This is a genomic window from Aminobacter sp. MSH1 (assembly GCF_003071665.1).
GTDB lineage: Bacteria > Pseudomonadota > Alphaproteobacteria > Rhizobiales > Rhizobiaceae > Aminobacter > Aminobacter niigataensis.
Genome location: NZ_CP026265.1, coordinates 4,087,412 through 4,106,611, shown reverse-complemented (window position 1 = coordinate 4,106,611; position 19,200 = coordinate 4,087,412). Strand labels below are relative to the sequence as shown.

The 19,200-nt window shown below is 64.4% G+C and carries 15 protein-coding genes; 6 read left to right on the top strand and 9 right to left on the bottom strand.

Annotated features, from left to right (window positions below; genetic code table 11):
• Positions 1 to 7 precede the first annotated feature (7 nt).
• Together CO731_RS20280 and CO731_RS20275 are read left to right on the top strand one after the other, a co-directional pair.
• On the top strand, positions 8 to 2,176 hold the full coding sequence (locus CO731_RS20280) for a tetratricopeptide repeat protein (RefSeq protein WP_159091670.1): 2,169 nt from the start codon (positions 8 to 10) through the stop codon (positions 2,174 to 2,176).
• Between the two features lie 32 nt (positions 2,177 to 2,208).
• Complete coding sequence (locus tag CO731_RS20275; protein WP_159091669.1) at positions 2,209 to 4,554, top strand: SEL1-like repeat protein; 2,346 nt, start codon at positions 2,209 to 2,211, stop codon at positions 4,552 to 4,554.
• A 9-nt stretch (positions 4,555 to 4,563) separates the two neighbouring features.
• Here the strand turns inward: CO731_RS20275 and CO731_RS20270 are convergent, their stop codons facing one another.
• The gene (locus CO731_RS20270; protein ID WP_108608562.1) at positions 4,564 to 5,679 is read right to left on the bottom strand and encodes a hypothetical protein; all 1,116 of its coding nucleotides are present in this window, start codon (positions 5,677 to 5,679) and stop codon (positions 4,564 to 4,566) included.
• Between the two features lie 81 nt (positions 5,680 to 5,760).
• Entirely contained in the window at positions 5,761 to 6,444 is a 684-nt protein-coding gene (locus tag CO731_RS20265; protein WP_108608561.1) for a HemK/PrmC family methyltransferase, read from the bottom strand.
• 278 nt (positions 6,445 to 6,722) lie between these two features.
• Here CO731_RS20265 and asnB point away from each other — a divergent pair, with 278 nt between their 5' ends.
• From asnB to nadE, 4 genes are read left to right on the top strand one after another with little or no spacing between them, the layout of a single operon-like run.
• Positions 6,723 to 8,666 carry an asparagine synthase (glutamine-hydrolyzing) gene (gene asnB, locus CO731_RS20260; RefSeq protein ID WP_108608560.1) on the top strand — a complete coding sequence of 648 codons (1,944 nt, stop codon included), beginning with the start codon at positions 6,723 to 6,725 and terminating at the stop codon, positions 8,664 to 8,666.
• A gap of 22 nt (positions 8,667 to 8,688) precedes the next feature.
• The gene (locus tag CO731_RS20255) at positions 8,689 to 8,976 is read left to right on the top strand and encodes an acyl carrier protein (RefSeq protein WP_108608559.1); all 288 of its coding nucleotides are present in this window, start codon (positions 8,689 to 8,691) and stop codon (positions 8,974 to 8,976) included.
• A 19-nt stretch (positions 8,977 to 8,995) separates the two neighbouring features.
• Positions 8,996 to 10,537 carry an AMP-binding protein gene (locus CO731_RS20250; protein ID WP_108608558.1) on the top strand — a complete coding sequence of 514 codons (1,542 nt, stop codon included), beginning with the start codon at positions 8,996 to 8,998 and terminating at the stop codon, positions 10,535 to 10,537.
• Positions 10,534 to 11,535: an NAD(+) synthase gene (gene nadE, locus CO731_RS20245; RefSeq protein WP_108608557.1), complete on the top strand. Its 1,002-nt coding sequence runs from the start codon at positions 10,534 to 10,536 to the stop codon at positions 11,533 to 11,535. Before CO731_RS20250 ends, nadE begins: the two co-directional genes overlap by 4 nt.
• Positions 11,536 to 11,578: 43 nt before the next feature.
• Here the strand turns inward: nadE and CO731_RS20240 are convergent, their stop codons facing one another.
• The 7 genes from CO731_RS20240 to CO731_RS20210 all read right to left on the bottom strand — a co-directional run bounded on the left by CO731_RS20240 (position 11,579) and on the right by CO731_RS20210 (position 19,024).
• Positions 11,579 to 12,910: a PAS domain S-box protein gene (locus CO731_RS20240; protein WP_108608556.1), complete on the bottom strand. Its 1,332-nt coding sequence runs from the start codon at positions 12,908 to 12,910 to the stop codon at positions 11,579 to 11,581.
• Positions 12,911 to 13,023: 113 nt separating this feature from the next.
• Positions 13,024 to 13,392, bottom strand: coding sequence for a monovalent cation/H(+) antiporter subunit G (mnhG, locus tag CO731_RS20235; RefSeq protein WP_108608555.1), 369 nt, complete (start codon positions 13,390 to 13,392; stop codon positions 13,024 to 13,026).
• Complete coding sequence (locus CO731_RS20230; protein WP_108608554.1) at positions 13,389 to 13,670, bottom strand: K+/H+ antiporter subunit F; 282 nt, start codon at positions 13,668 to 13,670, stop codon at positions 13,389 to 13,391. Before CO731_RS20230 ends, mnhG begins: the two co-directional genes overlap by 4 nt.
• Positions 13,667 to 14,152 (bottom strand): Na+/H+ antiporter subunit E, encoded by a 486-nt coding sequence (locus CO731_RS20225; RefSeq protein ID WP_108608553.1) that lies wholly within the window; start codon positions 14,150 to 14,152, stop codon positions 13,667 to 13,669. The genes CO731_RS20230 and CO731_RS20225 overlap by 4 nt, the downstream gene beginning before the upstream one ends.
• Complete coding sequence (locus CO731_RS20220; RefSeq protein ID WP_108608552.1) at positions 14,149 to 15,792, bottom strand: monovalent cation/H+ antiporter subunit D; 1,644 nt, start codon at positions 15,790 to 15,792, stop codon at positions 14,149 to 14,151. The genes CO731_RS20225 and CO731_RS20220 overlap by 4 nt, the downstream gene beginning before the upstream one ends.
• Complete coding sequence (locus CO731_RS20215; RefSeq protein ID WP_108608551.1) at positions 15,789 to 16,127, bottom strand: Na+/H+ antiporter subunit C; 339 nt, start codon at positions 16,125 to 16,127, stop codon at positions 15,789 to 15,791. The genes CO731_RS20220 and CO731_RS20215 overlap by 4 nt, the downstream gene beginning before the upstream one ends.
• Positions 16,127 to 19,024, bottom strand: a complete 2,898-nt coding sequence (locus CO731_RS20210; RefSeq protein ID WP_108608550.1) for a monovalent cation/H+ antiporter subunit A — start codon at positions 19,022 to 19,024, stop codon at positions 16,127 to 16,129. The genes CO731_RS20215 and CO731_RS20210 overlap by 1 nt, the downstream gene beginning before the upstream one ends.
• Between the last annotated feature and the right edge of the window lie 176 nt (positions 19,025 to 19,200).

The window sequence follows — 19,200 nt, the reverse complement described above, 5'->3', positions numbered from 1 at the left end:
TGGGCCCATGCGTATCGGCTGGTTGTGTCTTGCCAGCGTCATGATGTCGGGAATCGCGGCTGAAGCCAGCCCCGACGCGCAGGCTCCGTCGTCGCCCGCAGCCGCGCCGCCGGTCCTGCGAAGCCAGCAGTCAACGCCGACCGACGGCTTCATCAAGGCCGTTGCTTCCTCCTACATGGCGCTCGGCGACCTCTATCGTGATGGCAAGACGACGGTCGGGGGTGCCGAGGCGGCGCTCGCTTACTATCGCGGCCTGGCCAACCCGGGCCGGCCCGACGCCATCTACGCGATCATTTCACCATCCGACCTGATTGGAGCCTCCGAGGATGCTCCGGCCGATCCCTTCGCAGCGACCGAACTCTACCTTCAGGCTGCGGCGATGGGCAGCGCCGAGGCGCTGATGCGGCTTGGCGATCTCTACCGTGAGGGCAGGGTGGTGGCCGCCGACCCGAAACGGGCCTACCTCTTCTATGATCAGGCTGCCAAGGCCGGAAGCGACGATGCCAAGCTACGGGTTGGCGAGATGCTGGCGCGCGGGCAGGGCGTGGCCCGCGATACCGGCAAGGGATTGGCCATCATCGCCGCGCTCGCCGACAGCGGCAACGCCGAGGCGCTGGTGCTGCTGGGCGATCTATATAGACCGGGCGGCCCGGGCATGGTGGCCATGGATCCGGCCAAGGCGTTCGACTTCTACCGAAAGGCCGTTGCGCTTGGCTACGATGCCGCCAAGCTTCGGATTGGCGAAATGACGGCCATTGGCCAGGGCGTCGCCAAGGACGTCAATGCCGGGATCGGGATGATCGAGGAAGTGGTTGCCCGCACCCGCAATCCTGCCGGGCTCGTGCTTTTGGGTTCGCTCTACAGCCGAACCGACGGCGGTGTCATCTCGATCGATTTTGCCAAGGCGTTCGGTTATTTCCGCCGCGCCGCCGACAGCGGCGACGAGACCGGGATCCTGCGGACCGGCGAGATGCTGGCCCGCGGACGTGGCACTGGCCAGTCCTACCAGGCGGGGCGCGCAATGCTGGCCGGCCTTGCCGGCCACGGCGATACCTTCGCGCTGATCGCGCTTGGCGATCTGCTCAGCGACCCGACTGTGGCGCCTGTCGACCTCCCTGCAGCTGTAGCCTCCTACGACAAGGCGGCTTCGCTCGGCCATTCTGATGCACTGGTCAGGCTTGGCGATCTCTACAGCCGCAACGGCTCGGTGGCGTCGGAGCTGCCCAGGGCGTTCTCCTACTACGTCAGGGCTTCTCAGGCTGGAAATATCGTCGGCAAGCTACGGGTCGGTGAGATGACCCTGCTCGGGCGCGGCACGAACCGCGACGTCGACGCGGGGCTGGCTCAGATGAATGCGCTCGCAGACGACGGAGACCCCGAAGCGCTGAACCTGCTCGGGGCGCTTTACCAGCGTGGCATAGGGGGGCTTCTGCAGGCCGACCCGGCCCGGGCATACGGCTATTTCAGCAAGTCGGCTGATGCCGGCAACGTGATCGGCAGCGTGCGCGCCGGCGAGATGATGGTACGCGGCCAGGGCACAACCAAGAACGTTGTCGATGGCCTGGCGCTGGTGCGGGCGGCGGCAGATGCCGGCAGCAGCGAAGCGCTAATGTCGTTGGGAACACTAATGGCGGACGGGTCGACAGGCGCGTTCGATGCGCCGGAGGCCGTGCGTGCCTATGAGAAGGCGGCAGTTCTCGGTCGACCCGATGCGCTGGTGCGCATCGGCGACATCTATCGGGTGGGCGGACCTATCCCTGTCGATCCGGGCAAGGCATTCGAGTTCTACCGCAGGGCCGGGCTGGCCGGAGATGAGACCGGCCGACTGCGGCAGGGCGAGATGACCGCGCGCGGCGAAGGTACATCCCAGGACATCGCGGCGGGTCTCGACCTTGTCAGGCAGGTCGGCGCCGCCGGTGACCCCTACGCCTATGTCGTTCTCGGCGACCTTCATCTTTCGGGGGCCATTGGGTCCATCGATGGTCCGGCCGCGGTGGCGGCCTACGAGAGTGCCGCGCGGCAGGGGCGGGCGGATGCCTTGCTCCGGCTCGGCGACCTCTATCGCGACGGCAGGGGCGTGCCGGCGGACGGCAAAAAGGCGGCGGAGTACTATCTGAAGGCGGTCGACGCAGAAGACCCGACGGCAACGGCGCCGGGTGAAAGCGTCCGTTACTGAACAGCACGGGTGTTGTGGCTGGGGAGTTGGCTTTGTCGCGTATAAGTCATGTCGCGTTATCCGTTGTTGTCGCGATCCTCCTGGCGGGTACGGCATCGTCGGCACAAATCGCACCGGAGACGGGCGGATCTGCAGGCTCGGGCGATGCCGCGACGCCCGGCCGCATAGTCAATGCCGACGCGCTGTTGCGCCTTGGCGATCTCTACAGTGATTCAGCATACACCAATCGCGATCTATCAAAGGCATTCGACTACTATCGTCAGGCTGCCGAAGCCGGCAGCACCCCCGCCAGGCTTCGCGTCGGGGAAATGCGTGTGCTTGGCGAAGGCACTGAAAGCGATGTCGAGGCAGGCCTTGCCGCCATCGAAGAGGTCGCTTCCGCTGGTGATGGCGCTGCCCTTGCCTTGCTGGGTGATCTTTACAGCCGTCCCGGCATCCACGGACTCTCAGTCGATCTGAAGCGCGCCTACGGCTATTTCCGCCGCGCCGCGGCGGCTGGGAACGAAACAGGCATTCTGCGCAGCGGCGAAATGCTGGCGCGCGGCCAGGGCCCTGAAAAGGACAGCACGGCCGGCCGCGCGCTGGTGCGTTCGCTTGCCGATCGCGGCAATTTGCACGCGCTCGTTTCGCTGGGCGACATCATGAGCGACAGCAATGTCGGCCCGCTCGACATCCAGGAGGCGGAGACGGCCTACACCAAGGCGGTTGCCCTTGGCCATCTCGATGCGTCGCTGCGGCTCGGCGACCTCTATGGCAGTGGCCGCGCCGGCAAACCGGACTTTGCCAAGGCGTTTGAATTTTACGACAAGGCGGCGAGGGCCGGACAGCAACTCGGCAAGCTGCGTGTCGCCGAGCTGACGTTCCGCGGGCTGGGCACGAGACGGGACGTCGAGGGAGGATTGTCCTCGATAAAGGCCATCGCCGGTACCGGCGATGCCGAGGCACTGTCATTGCTTGGCGACATCTATAGCGTTCTGACACCGGGACTGCCGGCAACCGACTTCCCCGCAGCACTCGGCTACTACAAGCAGGCGGCCGACGCCGGCAACATCCACGCCGCCCTGCGGGTGGGCGAACTGACGGCGCACGGACTTGGTACGGCGCGCGACGTCGAGGGCGGGCGCAGCATCGTTCGGCGGATCGCCGATGCAGGCAATCCGGTGGCGCTGATAAGCCTGGGCGATCTGCTGCGGGAGCCGCAATCGGGCGATGTCGACGGCGAAGGCGCCGTTGCAGCCTACAAGCGCGCGGCCGATCTCGACGACGCGGACGCACTGGTGCGGCTCGGTGACTTCTACAGCGATGGCATGACTGAGGCGGTCGATCTGCCGAAGGCGCTCGATTATTACCGCCAGGCTGCGGCGCGCGGCAACGTTGTCGGCGCGGTTCGGGCTGGCGCCATGACGGCGCGAGGGCAGGGCACCACGCAGGACGTAGCGGCAGGTCGCGCCATGGTAAGGAAGGCAACGGAAAGCGGCGAGGGCGAGGCGCATGTCGTCATGGGCGATTTGTTGACCCGAGGCGATGCCGGTCCGCCCGATATTTCGGCGGCGATGCGGGCATATGCCGAAGCTGCGTCGCTCGGCTGGACGCAGGGCCTGATACGGCTCGGCGATCTCTACCGCGAAGGCAAACTGCTGCAGAGCAATGGTCGGCGTGCCGCGGGATATTACCGCCAAGCGGCCGAGGCTGGCGACGCCTACGGTCTGCTCATTCTCGGCTCTGCAGTGTCGGAAAGCCTGCTGCGCAACGCCGGCAAACCGGCCGACGGCGTTGCGGCGCTGCGCCAGGCCGAGGCGATGGGCCTGAACGATGCGGTCGTCCCGCTGGCCGACGCTATGCTCTACGGCATGGGCACGAAACGCGACGCCAAGGCTGCGGTGGCTATTCTTGAGCGAGCAGCCGCCAGCGGCAACATCGCGGCTGCGCGCCACCTGATCAGCTATTATCGTGACGGCCGTCGTTACGGACGGACGACCTTCATCAAGGCCGATCCGAAGCGCGCCCGGCAGTTGTTCGCCGGGCTGTCGCCTTGGCTGTCGCGCGGTGACCGGCTTGTCGAGGAAATGTTGTTCTCCGCTGACGCTTCAGGGCGGGGGGACTACCAGCAGATCGCAGCGCGCATGCATGAGCTCTCGGCGGAGTCGCGCCAATCGCTCATCCGCATGATGCGCACCACCCATCCCAATGCCTACATCTACCTGGCCCAGCACCAGCTCAAGCAGGCCGGTTTCTACAATGGTCCGGTAAACGGCGTGCTCAGTGGAACCACGACGCGCGCGGTCAACCGGTTTTGCGTGTCGAAATCGATGCGGGGCGCCTGCCGCTACGGACCGATGAGCAGCCAGGCCGGAGATATTCTGTCCTACGCTTTCTAAGCCGGTGGTTCAGTCGAACCTGTCGCCGAATATCCGGCTCCAGTGTTCGCCCACCAACCCGTTGAAGAAGCCGTTGCCGGCCTGGAACTGCCGGACGAGTTCCGGATCGCGGGCGTGCACCACGGTCGAATTGACGTTGATGAAGATTATTTGTCGACCGAGCATCGCTTCCAGCAATGCAGGCTGGGTTCGTCCCCTGACGGCTGCGAGGCCCGCTGTTGCCGCATGAGCAATCAGGCAATCGATCACTGCTCCGGCCTGGCCGGGCAGGGCCAAGACCTGGAGGACGTGGCCTATTTCGCCAGCCTGCCCAAAATACATGAAGGCGCCGATGACGGCACCGGTTCGGGTCGACACGGTGCATCGGATAGCCGCACCGAAGTCCTTCTTGGCCGAGGCGTCCGCCATGATGCGCGAGAGCAAGGCATCGTTCCATTCCGGATGGACCGCGAACCTTGACGTGAATTTGCCGAGCAGCCTTGAAAATCCGTCCTGGTCGATGTCGGAGACCTTGTAGCGACCGAGTGTCGCCGCGGCGTCGCGGGCACCGAACCAGCGCGAGAACTCGCCGCTGCGACGGAGCCGCAGGCCGGCGTCCGCGGCACGGGCAATTGGTGCGGCAAAACGGGCGATCGGTACGCGGGCTTTGGCCCCCGCGACGGTGAAGCTCGCGGGTTTGATGACCTTGATCCAGTCGAGGCTGTATTGCGGCAGGATCGTGCCGCGCAGCGTCGTCCACATGTTGGCGGTGACATCGCTTGCCGTCTCGCTGAAGGAAATGTCCTGCGGCCCGGCAAGGAATGCCTTGAGAAGCCTGGCCCCGGAAAGGTCGTTGCGCTGGTCCTCGTCGACCATCAGCGACCCGCAGATCGAGGCGTTCAGCCTGGTTTCCGCAAAGCGCATGGGCAGCGACGTAACGCCGACGAAGCCTGAAACGCGACCGTTGTCGGCGACGTGGACAAGCGACGGCGATCCGGCGTTGCCGTCGGTGGCATCGAGATAGAGGCGCTGGAGGTAGCCGGCCAGCGACGCAGGCGTCGGCGTGCGTCGTTTGCGCAGCACGCGCTGGAACATGTCGGCGACGACTGGGAGGTCGTCGGCCTGCAATGGACGAATTTCAGGCATCGGGCGAAGCCTCGGTCATTTCGCGACAGCAATGGCTTAGGGTGGAAATATCTAGGAAGGGTTTCGATATTCGAATTCGGTTCACGCTGGGGCGAGCTTCCGGGCGATCGCCACGCGCGGCAACCGTGCTGCGTCGGTGGCGAACTCCACTGGCGCGTAGGCGCGCCCCCTGGCAACCAAAGCCGCGACCTGGCGGTCCTGGCCTTCGCCGAATTCGAACGCCAGCCATCCCCCCGGCTTGAGGAATGCCACCGCATCGCGGATCAGCCGCTGGTGGATCGACAGGCCGTAGGGGCCGCCATCGAAGGCTTCGCGCGGCTCGGACGCGAGCAACTCGCTGCGTTCGCCCTCCAGTCGGGCAGACGAAATGTAGGGCGGGTTGCAGATGACGAGGTCCACGGTTCCGGCGAGACCGAGCCCGTCAAACGCACCGAACAGGTCGCCTTGTGCAATTGTCACCCGATCGGCCAGCCCAAGTCGCTTGACGTTTCGCCGGGCTACCGCCACGGTTGCGTCCGTCAGATCGGCGCTCCAGACCTCGGCGCTTGGTACCTTGCTGGCGACCGCCAGGCCCAAATTGCCTGAGCCGCAACACATGTCGATCACGCGCGCGCCTGCCGCGCGTCCGCCCAGGATAGCGATCGCGGCATTGCCCAATATCTCGGTCTCCTCGCGCGGCACGAGCACGCCGGGTCCAAGCTCCAGTTCGACCCCCATGAAGCGGTGGAGGCGAATATTGTCGCCGTCGCCCTTAACGATATGCATTGTTGCCCTCGCCAAGTCTTTCGCGACGTCCATCACAACCTGCTGCGGCCAAGATCGTCAACTGATCAATGCATTCGCCGGCAAGGATGACCATCAACATGACTTGTTCATACAATTGCTTACATGGTGAGGCTTCGTTCCTGGGATGTCGAGCGCCCGGAAGGCCAAGACTGTCGCCATTGTGATGTGTCTTGGGAACCGAAGTGTGCTTTCCTATCATTGATTAACCTGCGCTATAGCAAGTGCGTTCGTCGCGCTAGCGGATCAGGGTTTGGCGTATGTGTGGATTTGTTGGGTACCTTGGCGATGTCGAGCCCGCTGCAGCTGAAAAGTTGCTGCGCCGGATGACCGACAGCATCGCGCACCGGGGACCTGACGAGCAAGGCGTGTATGTTTCACCCGGGGCCGGGCTTGGCCACGCGCGCCTGTCGGTCGTCGGACTTGGCGACGGGCAGCAGCCGATGGCCAGTGCCTCGGGCGATCTCCACATCGCCTTCAACGGCGAGATATTCAACTATGTCGAGTTGCGCGACGAACTGAAGGCGCGAGGGCGTCGATTCCGAACCGGAAGCGACACCGAGGTGATCTTGCATCTCTATGAAGAGATGGGCCCCGATTGCGTCGATGTGATGAACGGCGACTTCGCCTTCGCTATCTGGGACGCGTCGCGCCAGCGCATGTTCTTTGCCCGTGACAGGATGGGCGTGCGGCCGCTCTTCTACACCGAAGTGCGCGGCACCTTGTATTTCGCCTCCGAAGTAAAGGCGTTGCTGCAGGTTCCCGGCTCTGCGGCCGAGCTCGACGAGATTGCGCTCGACCAGATATTCACGCTCTGGGCGCCGATCGCCCCGCGTACGGCGTTCAAGAACGTCTACGAGCTCGAGCCCGCGCACATCATGATCGCCGACAAGGGCGGGCTTGCCACGCGTCCGTACTGGCGGCTCGATTTCCCCGACGCCGAAGCGAGCCGCGAACCGCGTGACGAAGTCCGCGCGGCGGAGGAACTCAGGGCGCTGCTGACCGATGCGACGTGCATACGCATGCGCGCCGACGTGACGGTCGGCTCCTACCTCTCGGGCGGCCTGGATTCCTCGATCGTCTCGGCGCTCGCCGCACCGATGGCGGCAGGAGGGCTGCGCACCTTTTCGGTGACGTTCGACAGTGCCGAGCATGACGAAAGCGAATTCCAGGAGGAAATGGCCCTTGCCATCGGTTCGCATCATAGCGCGGTAAATGTCGGACCGGGCGACATCGCGTCGGTGTTCCCCAAAGTGATCGATGCCACTGAAAGGCCGGTCATCCGCACGGCGCCGGCGCCGCTCTACCAGCTGTCCGGCCTTGTCCGCGCCAGGGGCATCAAGGTCGTGCTGACGGGCGAAGGGGCCGACGAGGTCTTCGCCGGCTACGACATCTTCAAGGAGACGCTTGTGCGGCGGTTCTGCGACCGGCAGCCTGGTTCGACAGGCAGGCCGCATCTTTTCCGCAAGCTCTATCCCTATCTGCCCGGGCTGCAGAAACAGTCGGCGGCCTATCTCGCGGCGTTCTTCGGCGCCGGCAAGGACAGCCTCGACGACCCGCTCTATTCGCATCGTCCCCGGATGCGCAACACCGCGGCGGCAAAGCTGTTCTTCTCGGCCGACCTGCGCGCCAGGCTTGCTCCATACGATGCTGCCGCCGAACTTGCTGCGTCCCTGCCGGAGCGGTTCTCCCGCTGGCACCCGTTGCACCAGGCGCAATATCTCGAAAGCCGCTACCTGCTGCCGGGCTACATCCTGTCGAGCCAGGGCGACCGCATGGCGATGGCGCATGGCATCGAGGGGCGCTTCCCGTTCCTCGATCATCGCCTGGTGGAGTTTGCCAGCCGGCTGCCGCCTTCGATGAAGCTCAAGGGGCTGGTGGAAAAGCACATCCTGCGGGAAGCGACCAAGGACCTCCTGCCGGCGTCGATCGGCCGGCGGGTCAAGCAGCCTTACCGCGCCCCGGATTCGCAGTCTTTCGTCGGCGCAGGCGAACAGGAGTGGATGCGCGAGGCGATGAGCCCGGAAGCGATCGCGGATTCGGGATTCTTTGACGTTTCGACGGTACGGAAGCTGACGGAAAAGTGCCGGCATCAGCCGGTGACCGGTTTCCGCGACAATGCCGCCTTCGTCGGCATCCTGTCGACGCAGTTGTGGAACCGGTCATTTGCCGGGAAGAGGGCGGGCGCCACCGTGGCTGCCTGAGGATGGACCAGAGGAAGAGAGCATGACGCAGCAGATCAAGGACACCGTCAAAGCCTTCATCATCGAAAATTTCCTGTTCGGGGATACTTCCTATGCATTGGACGATGACGTCTCGCTGATCGAAAGCGGCGTGGTCGATTCCACCGGCGTGCTTGAACTTGTCACCTTCATCGAGGATCAGTTCGGGCTCGAGATGGCGGATTCCGACATCGTTCCCGCCAATCTCGACTCGCTGGTGCGTATCGCGGCCTTCATCGAGACCAAGACGGCAAAGGCGCAGCCCGCGGAGCAGGCAGCAGGCGCCGCCTGAGGGCGTTGGGAGAGGGGCAATGCGACTGGAGCAATTCTTGCGCGACAGCGCGCGCTTGCGGGGCGACAAGATTGCTCTGATTGCGCGCGACGCGCGCCTGTCCTATGCCGAACTCGACAGCCTGTCTGATCGGCTTGCCGCAGCGCTTGGCGATCGCGGCATCGGACGCGGCGACCGCGTGCTGGTCTTCATGGACAATTGCTGGGAAGCCGCGGTGTTGGTCTTCGCCATTGCCAAGGCGGGAGCGGTCTTCAGCCCGATCAACCCGTCGACCAAGGCTGACAAGCTCGACTTCATCATCGGCAACTGCCGCGCGCGTGCCGTGCTGACCCAGGCCAGGCTTTTGCCCGTCGTCAGCGAGGCGCTGGCCGCACGCGACAACGACTTGCTGGTGGTCTCGACCGCAGCCGGGGGTGTTGCACCGAAGGGGGCTGTCTCGTTCGAGCAATGCCTCGCAAGTGACGCTCCGCCGGCCAACCATGGCGGCATAGATGTCGACCTTGCCATGCTGATCTACACCTCGGGTTCGACGGGCCGGCCCAAGGGCGTGATGATGACCCACCGCAACATCGAGGCTGCGGCCGGCTCGATCACCACCTATCTTGAAAACACGCCCGACGACATCATCCTCAACGTGCTGCCGCTGGCCTTCGACTACGGCCTCTACCAGTTGATCATGTCGGTCAAGATGGGCGCGACGCTGGTGCTCGAAAAGTCTTTTTCGTTTCCGCAGGCGATCTTCGATGTCATTCGCGCCGAAAGCGTCACCGGCTTCCCGCTCGTTCCGACGATGGCCGCGCTGATCCTGCAGATGCGCGACATCAAGCCGGGGTTCCTGCCGAGCCTGCGTTATGTCACCAACACGGCGGCGGCGCTGCCGCCCGCGCATATAGCCAGGCTGCGTGAGCTCTTCACCGGGGTCAGGCTCTACTCGATGTACGGCCTGACCGAGTGCAAGCGCTGCACCTACCTGCCGCCGGCGGAACTCGACCGGCGCCCCGGTTCGGTCGGCATCGCCATCCCCAACACGGAAGCCTTCGTGCTCGACGACGACGGCAATCCGGCACCGCCCGGCACGCCGGGTGAACTGGTGATCCGCGGGCCACATGTCATGCAGGGCTATTGGGAGAACGAAGAAGCGACAAACCGCATGCTGCGCCCGGGGAAAAATCCGTGGGAAAAGCTGCTCTACACCGGCGACCTGTTTAGCCGTGATGCTGAGGGTTTCCTCTATTTTGTCGGGCGCAAGGACGACATCATCAAGACGCGCGGCGAAAAGGTCGCGCCCAAGGAGGTCGAGGCCGTGCTGCACGCCTGTCCCGGCATTGCCGAGGCCGTGGTGATCGGCGTGCCGGACCCCATTCTCGGCCATGCCATCGGAGCGCTCGTCGTGCTGTCCGATCCCGGCGTGACCCAGCGTGAAATCCTGCGCCACTGCCAGGCGCATCTCGAGGATTTCATGGTACCGAAAATCATCGAGTTTCGATCCGAGTTGCCGAGGACCGACACTGGCAAGGTGAGCCGGCGTCTGGCCGCCGAATCCATGGAACCGACGGGATGAACATGACTGTGGCCCAAGCCGGAAGCTTCAGCGCAGCGACGCTGGCGATCGATCCCGAGGCCGAAGCCGCAAGGATTGCGGCGGCCCTGCGCAACCAGTTGACCGGCACGCTGCGCCGGCGAGGGCTTGTCCTGGGCCTGTCCGGTGGCGTCGATTCCAGTGTCAGCGCTGCCCTGGCGGTACGTGCGGTCGGGGCCAAGAACGTGTTCGCCCTGTTCATGCCGGAAGACGATTCCGACCCGGAGAGCCTGCGACTAGGGAGCCTTGTCGCTGAAACCTTCGGCATCGCGGCGGTTGTCGAGAATATCGGTCCGACCCTGAAGGCGATGGGATGCTATGAGCGCCGCGACGCCTTCATCCGCCAGCTTGTGCCCGAATACGGGCCCGGCTGGGCCTGCAAGATCGTGATTGCCAACGCGCTGACCAACGAAGGCTACAACATCTCTTCGCTGGTGGTGCAGGATCCCGACGGCAAGCAGACCAAGCTGCGCATGCCGCCGCAGGTCTATCTCGGCATTGTCGCGTCCACCAACATGAAGCAGCGTACGCGCAAGCAGGTCGAGTATTTCCACGCCGATCGTCTCAACTATGCGGTGATCGGCACGCCGAACCGGCTGGAATACGACCAGGGCTTCTTCGTCAAGAACGGCGACGGCGCCGCCGACGTCAAGCCGATCGCGCATCTTTACAAGTCGCAGGTCTACCAGCTTGCGGAGTGCCTCGGCGTGCCGGAGGAAATCCGTCGGCGGCCGCCGACGACCGACACCTATTCGCTGCAGCAGACGCAGGAGGAGTTCTATTTCTCCTTGCCCTATGACCGCATGGACCTGTGCCTCTACGGGCTCAATCATGGCGTGCCGGCAGAAGAAGTCGGTCGTGCTACGGGCCTGACTGTGGAGCAGGTCGGGCGGGTGTGGACGGATATTGCATCGAAGCGCAAGACGACACGTTATCTGCACAGCGGGCCGCTGCTCGTCGATCCGGTTCCCGAGATTTGAACCAGGCAGCAGTTGGGGCTGCTTGTCTGGTTGGGTAGGGCGGCTACGGGGCGGCGTTCCGGATCAGGTCGACAGGTGCGTCCAGCGTCCAGGTGATGCCATTCGGTTCAAAGTTGAGATGACCGACGCCGCTCAGTGCCAGCGGCGCGATCCGCTCGAGCACGATCTTGCCGAAGCCGGCTCGCGACGCCTTTTCGACCGTCGGCCCATTGCTTTCCTTCCAGGTCAGGCGGAAGCGACCGGACGTTGTCCAGCCGACCTCGACGGTCCCGCCGGGCGACGAAAGCGCGCCATGCTTGGCCGAATTGGTGGCGAGTTCGTGAAACGCCATGCCGAGGTTCTGGACTGCGACGGTCGACAGGATGATCGGCTCCCCCGAGATCTTGACACGATGCTCTGCCGCGAATGGCCGGATCTGGTTATCGACCAGGTCGGCGAGGTTCGCGCCGCGCCAGTCGCCGTCGACGAGCAGGTCCTGGGACCGCGACAGTGCCATGATGCGGTTGCGGATCTGCTTTTCGAACTCGGCAATCGTCGTCGTGTGTTTGCCAGTCTCGCGGATCATCGAAAGGATCACGGCGAACTGGTTCTTCACGCGATGGTTGACCTCACGCATCAGCATGCGGATGCGGTTTTCGCTTTCTTTGCGCTCGGTGACGTCCCTGGCGATCTTGGAGGCGCCGATGACCTTGCCGGAGGGGCTGCGCACGGGTGAGACGGTCAGCGAAATCGCCACCTCCCGGCCGTCCTTGCGCCTTCTGATCGTGTCGAAATGGTCGACGCGCTCGCCCTTCCGGACTTTGCCGATGATGAGGTCTTCCTCGTCCCGCCGGTCGGCAGGGATCAGCATCATGATGTGCTTTCCGATGGCCTCGTCCGCAGAGTAGCCGAAAAGCCGCGTCGCGCTGGCGTTCCAGCTCTCGATGATGCCACACAGGTTCTTGCTGATGATGGCATCGTCCGAAGATTCGACGATCGACGCCAGGCGCATCGTCTGCACTTCCGCCTGCTTTTGCACCGAGATGTCGATCAGCAGGTTGATGGCGCCCGTGACGTTGCCCGATGCGTCGCGCAGCGGTGCGGGGAATGCCAGGAACGGCACGAGCGTTCCGTCGGGCCGCTCGGCGATCGCTTCGGCACCGCGGATTGCCCGGCCTTCCCTGAGCGCCAGCGCCATCGGGCAGTCGCTATGCGCGAGGGGCTCGCCGTCGGCCGTCCTGAGTCGCCAGGAACCGCACCATTCATCTTTGCCGATTTCGGGTGTGTGCCCCCAGAGCTCGGCTGCCGCATCATTGAAGTAGGTGATCCGACCGTTTGCATCGGTCGTGTAGGCTGCGGCAGGCAGCGGGCCGAGTAGATGTTCACTGGTAGTCATCAACGCCCGCCGCTTCGAATTCCGGTAAGCTTTAACGGGCAACAGTCCCGGGAGTTCCGTTTACGCTACAGATACACCCAATCCTCGATCGAGCACCCAGTGGTGAACGATGGTTATCGCCCATCCGGCGTGTCGGCGAGATGATCCGGCGGCTCCTCGGAACCGCCTTCCGAACGGTCGCGATAGAGTGCCGCGCGTGCAAGCAGCATCAGCGTCACCGGCGTGGTGATGCTGATGAACACGCCGATGAGGATTTCGTGCAGCACCGGTCGCGAACCGAGCACCGAAAACAGGATCATCGATGCGAGCACGATCGCGCCCGTGCCCCAGCTCGTGCCCAAGGTCGGCGCGTGGACCCGTTCGAAGAAGCTGCGGAAACGCAGCGTGCCGATCGCCCCGATCAGGGTCAGGCCGGCACCGGCCAGCACCAGCAACGCCACCAGAAGTGCCGCCCATGCGGGCAGGTTTTCGGCATGGGTCATTCGATCACCTCGCCACGCATCAGGAACTTGGCAAGAGCCACGGTCGAGATGAAGCCGAGCAGCGAGATCACCAGCGCCGCCTCGAAATAGAGCGCATTGCCGGTGCGGATGCCGAAGGTCAGAACCAGCAGCATTGCGTTGACATAGAGCGCGTCCAGGCAGAGCACGCGATCCTGGGCGCGCGGCCCAACAATGAGCCGGTAGGTGTTGCAGGACATGGCGGCGACCAGCATGAGCTGGGCTGCGGTCACCGACCAGGCGAGGATGGCGGAGGTCATTCGAAAATCTCCCGCAGGGTCGCTTCGTAGCGTGTCTTGATCAGGTCGATCCATTCCTGCTCGTCGACGAGGTCGAGGACATGGATGAGCAGGACGCCCGAAGCAGAATTGTATTCCACCCAGGCGGTGCCGGGCGTGCTGGTCACGATGCAGGCAAGTACTGCAAGCCCGGTACGGTCGCGAAGGTCGAGCGGGATCGAAACAAAACCCGCAGTGCGACCGCGCCGGCCACCCTGGAGGATGATGGTGGCGACGGCAATGTTGGAGCGCGCGATGTCCAGCAGGACGATGCCGCACAAATACGGGATGAGCTGCCAGCGCCGCAGACGCGGCTTGGACGGCTCAAGCTGCATCATGGCACGCGAGGCACCGATCGCCACGACCAGTCCGAGCAGGAAATGGCCCAGGGAAAATGCGTTGAGCAGCATCCATACGATGACGAGCGATGCGGTGAGAACGGGATACGGCAGGATGCGTCTCATTGTGTCGACACCCCGCTTGCCGACTCGGATCCGGGCAGAACGCCTTCGATGTAGGAACGCGGTTCGTGCAGCGCCTGCGCTGCGGCATCGGTGTAGCGCATGACAGCCCCGGCCTGGACCGTCAGCAGGAAGCAAAGCCCGATGAGCAGGATGATCGGCACGATCTCGACCACCAGCACCCTGGGCACGATGACCTCCAATGGTGCCCAGAAGGTGCGGATGCCGGTTCGCATCATGGCGAGCAGGGCGGCAAGACCCGACAGGATCAGAAGCGCCGTAAGGATCCATCCGATGCTATCCGGACCGCCGGCCGCAGTGCCGAGACCTTGGGGATTGAAGATGGCATTGATCAGCGCGAATTTGCCGATGAAGCCGGACAGAGGCGGCAGGCCAGCGAGCAGCAGGCCAAGGCAGCCGAAGCAGACGCCAAGGATCGCAAGCGCTCCCGGCATCACCACGCCGACTTCTTCCTCGTCCTCCTCTTCGGGTTCGATATCGTCTCCATAGGCTTCCATGGTGACAGTCAGAAGGTTTGCGGCAGGCTCCTGCGCCCGCTCCACGAGCTCGATGATCAGGAACAGCGCGCTGACGGTGATCGTCGAACTAACGACATAGAACATTGCGCCGGAGACCACGGCCTGGTCGCCAAGTCCAACGGCGGCGAGCAGAGTGCCGGACGACACCAGAATGCTGTATCCGGCGAGCCGGCCAAGCGATTGTGATGCGAGCACGCCGAACGCGCCGAAGGCGATCGTCGCCATGCCACCGATCAACAGCACCTGGCTGCCGAAGCCGGCGAGCGGGCCAGCATCGGCGCCGAACAACAGCAAGGTGAGCCGCAGCAGCACATAGAAGCCAACCTTGCTCAGGATGGCAAAGAGCGCCGATGCCGGCGCCGAGGCCGCCATATAGGCCGACGGCAGCCAGAAACACAGGGGCCACATGCCGGCTTTGACGAGGAACGCGATCCCGAGAACGGCGGCGCCTGCTGCGAGCAAGGCCTGGTTTTCCGGCGCGACCTCGGGGATGCGCATGGCAAGGTCGGCCATGTTGAGGGTGCCGGTCACGCCGTAGATCAGGCTGACGCCGATCAGGAACAGCAGCGAAGCAGCCAGGTTGATGGCGATGTAGTGCAGGCCGGCGCGTACACGGAAGGCGCCCGAACCATGCAGCATCAGGCCGTAGGAGGCAGCCAGCAGGACCTCGAAGAAGACGAAGAGATTAAAAAGGTCGCCTGTGAGGAAGGCACCGTTCACGCCCATCAGCAGGAACTGGAACAGGGTGTGGAAATGCGGGCCCGCCTTGTGCCAGCGCGCCAAGGAGAAGACCAGCGTTGCGGCGGCAAGCACCGAGGCCAGCACCAGCATCAGGGCCGACAGCCGATCGAGGACCAGCACGATGCCGAACGGCGGGGCCCAGTCGCCCAGCCGATACGTGTGTGTCACAGCACCGCCTGCCGCATCTCCGGTGTCGGCGAGGCGGAGTAGTGCGAAAGCCAGGCCCAGGAGTAGGGCCGTGGCGGCGATGTTGATGCCGGCTTTAAGGCTGTGGCGCCGCTCTTCGAACAACAGCAGGATTGCTCCCGCGGCCATCGGCAGCAGGATCGGCAGGATCAGGAGGTGCTGCGAGAAACCCATCATGGCTCCCGCCCGTCGACATGGTCGCTGCCGGTCAGGCCGCGCGCGGCGAGCAGCACGACGAGGAATAGTGCCGTGGTGGCAAAGCCGATCACGATGGCCGTCAGCACCAGGGCTTGCGGGATCGGATCCGCATAGTCTGCTGGATTGACGGCGCCGCTGCCGTCCAGCACGGGCGCGGCCCCGACGCGAAGCCTGCCCATGCTGAAGATGAAGAGGTTCACGGCATAGGACAGCAGCGAAAGCCCGATGACAACCTGGTAGGTGCGCGGACGCAGCAGCAGCCACACACCCGATCCCGTCAAGCAGCCGATGGCGATTGCGAGCGTCAGTTCCATCACGGCTGCTCCTCGATGCGCGAAGCCCGCAGCCTGCGGACGGATTGGTGGGCAAGCGCAATGAGCATCAGCACGGTCGCACCAACGACCAGCGTCAGCACGCCGAGGTCGAACAGTGCCGCCGTCGCCAGCGGTATCTTGCCGATGAGAGGCAGGTCGACATACTGCGCGTGTGAGGTCAGGAAGGGCTTGCCGAACACCCAGGCGCCGATTCCTGTGGAAAGGGCCAGGAGCAGGCCGCCGCCGATCCAGGTCACCGGCAGGATGCGCAGCCTGTCCTCCACCCAGATGGTTCCCGCCGCCATGTACTGCAGGATGAAGCCGGCAGCCATTGCCACGCCGGCGGCGAAGCCGCCGCCCGGCGAATCGTGGCCGCGCAGGAACAGATAGGCCGAGAACATGATGATGACAGGGAACATCCACTGCATGATCACCGACGGCACGAACAGGTAGTCGGCGGCGGTTGCGCCCGCCTGGCGATCCGGCTGTGCCTCGTCATAAGCGCCTTGGATGCGCTGCTGTTCCGGCCGCTCGACGCTGTCGGGTGCGGGCCGGAACCGGCGCAGCAGCGCAAACACCGTGAGCGCCACGATGCCGAGCACGGTGATCTCGCCGAGCGTGTCGAAGCCGCGGAAATCGACGAGGATCACATTGACCACGTTGCGTCCGCCGCCCTCGCTGTAGGCCTTCTCGAGGAAGAAATCGGCGATGGTGTCGGGAGCCGGGCGTGTCATCACAGCATAGGCGATGACGGTCATGCCCAAGCCTGCGGCGACGGCCATCGTCAGGTCGCGCAGGCGGCGCAGGCGCGCCATCGGCCCCAGCGGTTCGCTGAGCGCCTGCGAGCGCTTCGGCAGCCAGCGCAGGCCGAGCAGGATGAGAATGGTCGTCACGATCTCGACGACCAGCTGCGTCACCGCGAGGTCGGGGGCCGACAGCCAGACGAAGGTCATGCAGGTGACGAGGCCTGTGCCGCCGAGCAGGGCAAGCGCTGCCAGGCGATGGAATTTGGCCTGGTGGGCGGCCGCAATCGCACAGGTCACGCCCACGGCCCACATGCCGGTGAAAACCCAGTCCGTGCCTGCCAACTGCACCGGCGCCAGCCCGATGTCGCTGCCGAACAGCGAAAGCAGGGCCGCGGCGAATGCAACGAACACAAGCAGGCGCAACTGCGGTTGCAGGCGTCGCGTGCCGAGATTGGTCTCGATGAAGCGGGCCCACCGCCATGAGACGGTGACCATGACCTGCTCGAAGATGCGCTGGGCCTGGAAGCGGCGCAGCAGGAACACCCCTTCGGCGCGCTCGAGATAGTCGCCGATGACGAGATAGAGCAGGGCGCCGCCGACCAGTGCGACCAGGCTCATGATCAGGGGCACCGTGAAGCCGTGCCAGACGGCGAGGCTGTATTCCGGCGTCGCAGCCCCCAGCACCGACGTGACCGCGATATGCAGATACGGTCCGATCGTCAGCCCTGGAACGATGCCGACCACCAAGCATGCGAATACCAGCAGCGTGACCGGAAGTCGCATGAAGAAAGGTGGCTCGTGCGGTTCGCGCGGAAAGCTCTCGGGCGGCTTGCCGAGGAAGATCGAGTGGATCAGGCGCATCGAATAGGTCACCGCCAGCGCGCTGGCCAGCACGGCGGCATAGGGCGCCACAGTGTCGAGCCAGGAATCGGCATGCGTCTCCACGGCTTCGGCGAAGAACATCTCCTTCGACAGGAAGCCGTTGAGCAGCGGGACGCCGGCCATGGCGGCACTTGCCACCATCACTAGCGTTCCGGTGATGGGCATGAAGCGGAAGAGCCCGCTCAGTTTCCTGAGGTCGCGCGTCCCGGTCTCGTGGTCGATGATGCCGGCCGCCATGAACAGCGACGCCTTGAAGGTCGCATGGTTCATCATGTGGAAGATGGCTGCGACCAGCGCGAGCGGGCTGCCGAGGCTGAGGAGCAGGGTGATCAGGCCGAGGTGGCTGATGGTCGAATAGGCGAGCAGGCCCTTCAGGTCCTGCTGGAACATGGCGACGTATGCGCCGAAGACGAGCGAGGCCATGCCGGCCAGGCCGACGATCATGAACCATTCCGGCGTGCCCGAAAGCACCGGCCAGAGGCGTGCCATCAGGAACACCCCGGCCTTCACCATGGTGGCCGAATGCAGGTAGGCGGAGACCGGCGTTGGCGCGGCCATCGCGTTCGGCAGCCAGAAGTGGAACGGAAACTGGGCGCTCTTGGTCAGCGCCCCGAGCAATACCAGCAGCAAGGCCGGAACGTAGAGCGGGTGGGAGCGGATCAGGTCGCCGGATGCCAGCACCCGGTCGAGGTCGTAGCTTCCGACGATGTGCCCGATCACCATCACCCCTGCCAGGAGGCCGAGCCCGCCGATCGCAGTGACGGTCAGCGACATGCGGGCGCCGTCGCGCGCCGCCTGGTTGTGGTGCCAGTAGCCGATGAGCAGGAAGGAGGTGATGCTGGTCAGCTCCCAGAACACGACCAGCAGGATCAGGTTGCCGGAGACGACGATGCCGAGCATTGCTCCCATGAAGGCCTGGAAGAAGGAGAAGAAACGCGGCACCGGATCTTCCGCCGACATGTAGTAGCGGGCGTAGAGGACGACGAGCACCCCGATTCCGCTGACCAGCAGCGCAAAGAGCCAGGCGAAGCCGTCCAGCCGCAGCGACACGGTCAGGCCGAGGCTGGGCACCCATTCGTACACCGCGTGGACCACTTGGTTGTCCCGGACGGGGACATAGAGGAGCCAGGCCAGCAGATGGCAGGCAAGCGCCACAGCACCTGCAATGCCACCGGCGAGGTTTCGCGACGTCGATGCCAGCATGACGGTTACCAGGCTTCCCAGGAACGGCAGCACAATAAGTAACGTCAGCAAGCTGTTGTCCGGCATCAGTATCTCGGTGCTCCCTTTGTCGCTCGGCTCCCTACCTCACTAACCATCGATGGCTGTCGTGACAATTGCCAAAGCCATGGCAGCCGCGATGATCTGTGTGCCTTACGGTTTATCGCCCGCTTGTGCTCGGTCGAGCACGATGAATGACGAGAGAAAGCCGACCGCGGATCATC

Bases quoted from the DNA above. Each gene is read 5' to 3' on its own strand.
- CO731_RS20280 (WP_159091670.1), top strand. From the start codon at position 8: ATGCGTATCGGCTGGTTGTGTCTTGCCAGCGTCATGATGTCGGGAATC.
- mnhG (WP_108608555.1), bottom strand. From the start codon at position 13,392: ATGACCCATGCCGAAAACCTGCCCGCATGGGCGGCACTTCTGGTGGCG.
- CO731_RS20215 (WP_108608551.1), bottom strand. From the start codon at position 16,127: ATGGAACTGACGCTCGCAATCGCCATCGGCTGCTTGACGGGATCGGGT.
- CO731_RS20255 (WP_108608559.1), top strand. From the start codon at position 8,689: ATGACGCAGCAGATCAAGGACACCGTCAAAGCCTTCATCATCGAAAAT.
- CO731_RS20210 (WP_108608550.1), bottom strand. From the start codon at position 19,024: ATGCCGGACAACAGCTTGCTGACGTTACTTATTGTGCTGCCGTTCCTG.
- CO731_RS20225 (WP_108608553.1), bottom strand. From the start codon at position 14,152: ATGAGACGCATCCTGCCGTATCCCGTTCTCACCGCATCGCTCGTCATC.
- CO731_RS20265 (WP_108608561.1), bottom strand. From the start codon at position 6,444: ATGCATATCGTTAAGGGCGACGGCGACAATATTCGCCTCCACCGCTTC.
- CO731_RS20240 (WP_108608556.1), bottom strand. From the start codon at position 12,910: ATGACTACCAGTGAACATCTACTCGGCCCGCTGCCTGCCGCAGCCTAC.
- CO731_RS20250 (WP_108608558.1), top strand. From the start codon at position 8,996: ATGCGACTGGAGCAATTCTTGCGCGACAGCGCGCGCTTGCGGGGCGAC.
- CO731_RS20220 (WP_108608552.1), bottom strand. From the start codon at position 15,792: ATGATGGGTTTCTCGCAGCACCTCCTGATCCTGCCGATCCTGCTGCCG.
- nadE (WP_108608557.1), top strand. From the start codon at position 10,534: ATGAACATGACTGTGGCCCAAGCCGGAAGCTTCAGCGCAGCGACGCTG.
- CO731_RS20230 (WP_108608554.1), bottom strand. From the start codon at position 13,670: ATGACCTCCGCCATCCTCGCCTGGTCGGTGACCGCAGCCCAGCTCATG.
- asnB (WP_108608560.1), top strand. From the start codon at position 6,723: ATGTGTGGATTTGTTGGGTACCTTGGCGATGTCGAGCCCGCTGCAGCT.
- CO731_RS20270 (WP_108608562.1), bottom strand. From the start codon at position 5,679: ATGCCTGAAATTCGTCCATTGCAGGCCGACGACCTCCCAGTCGTCGCC.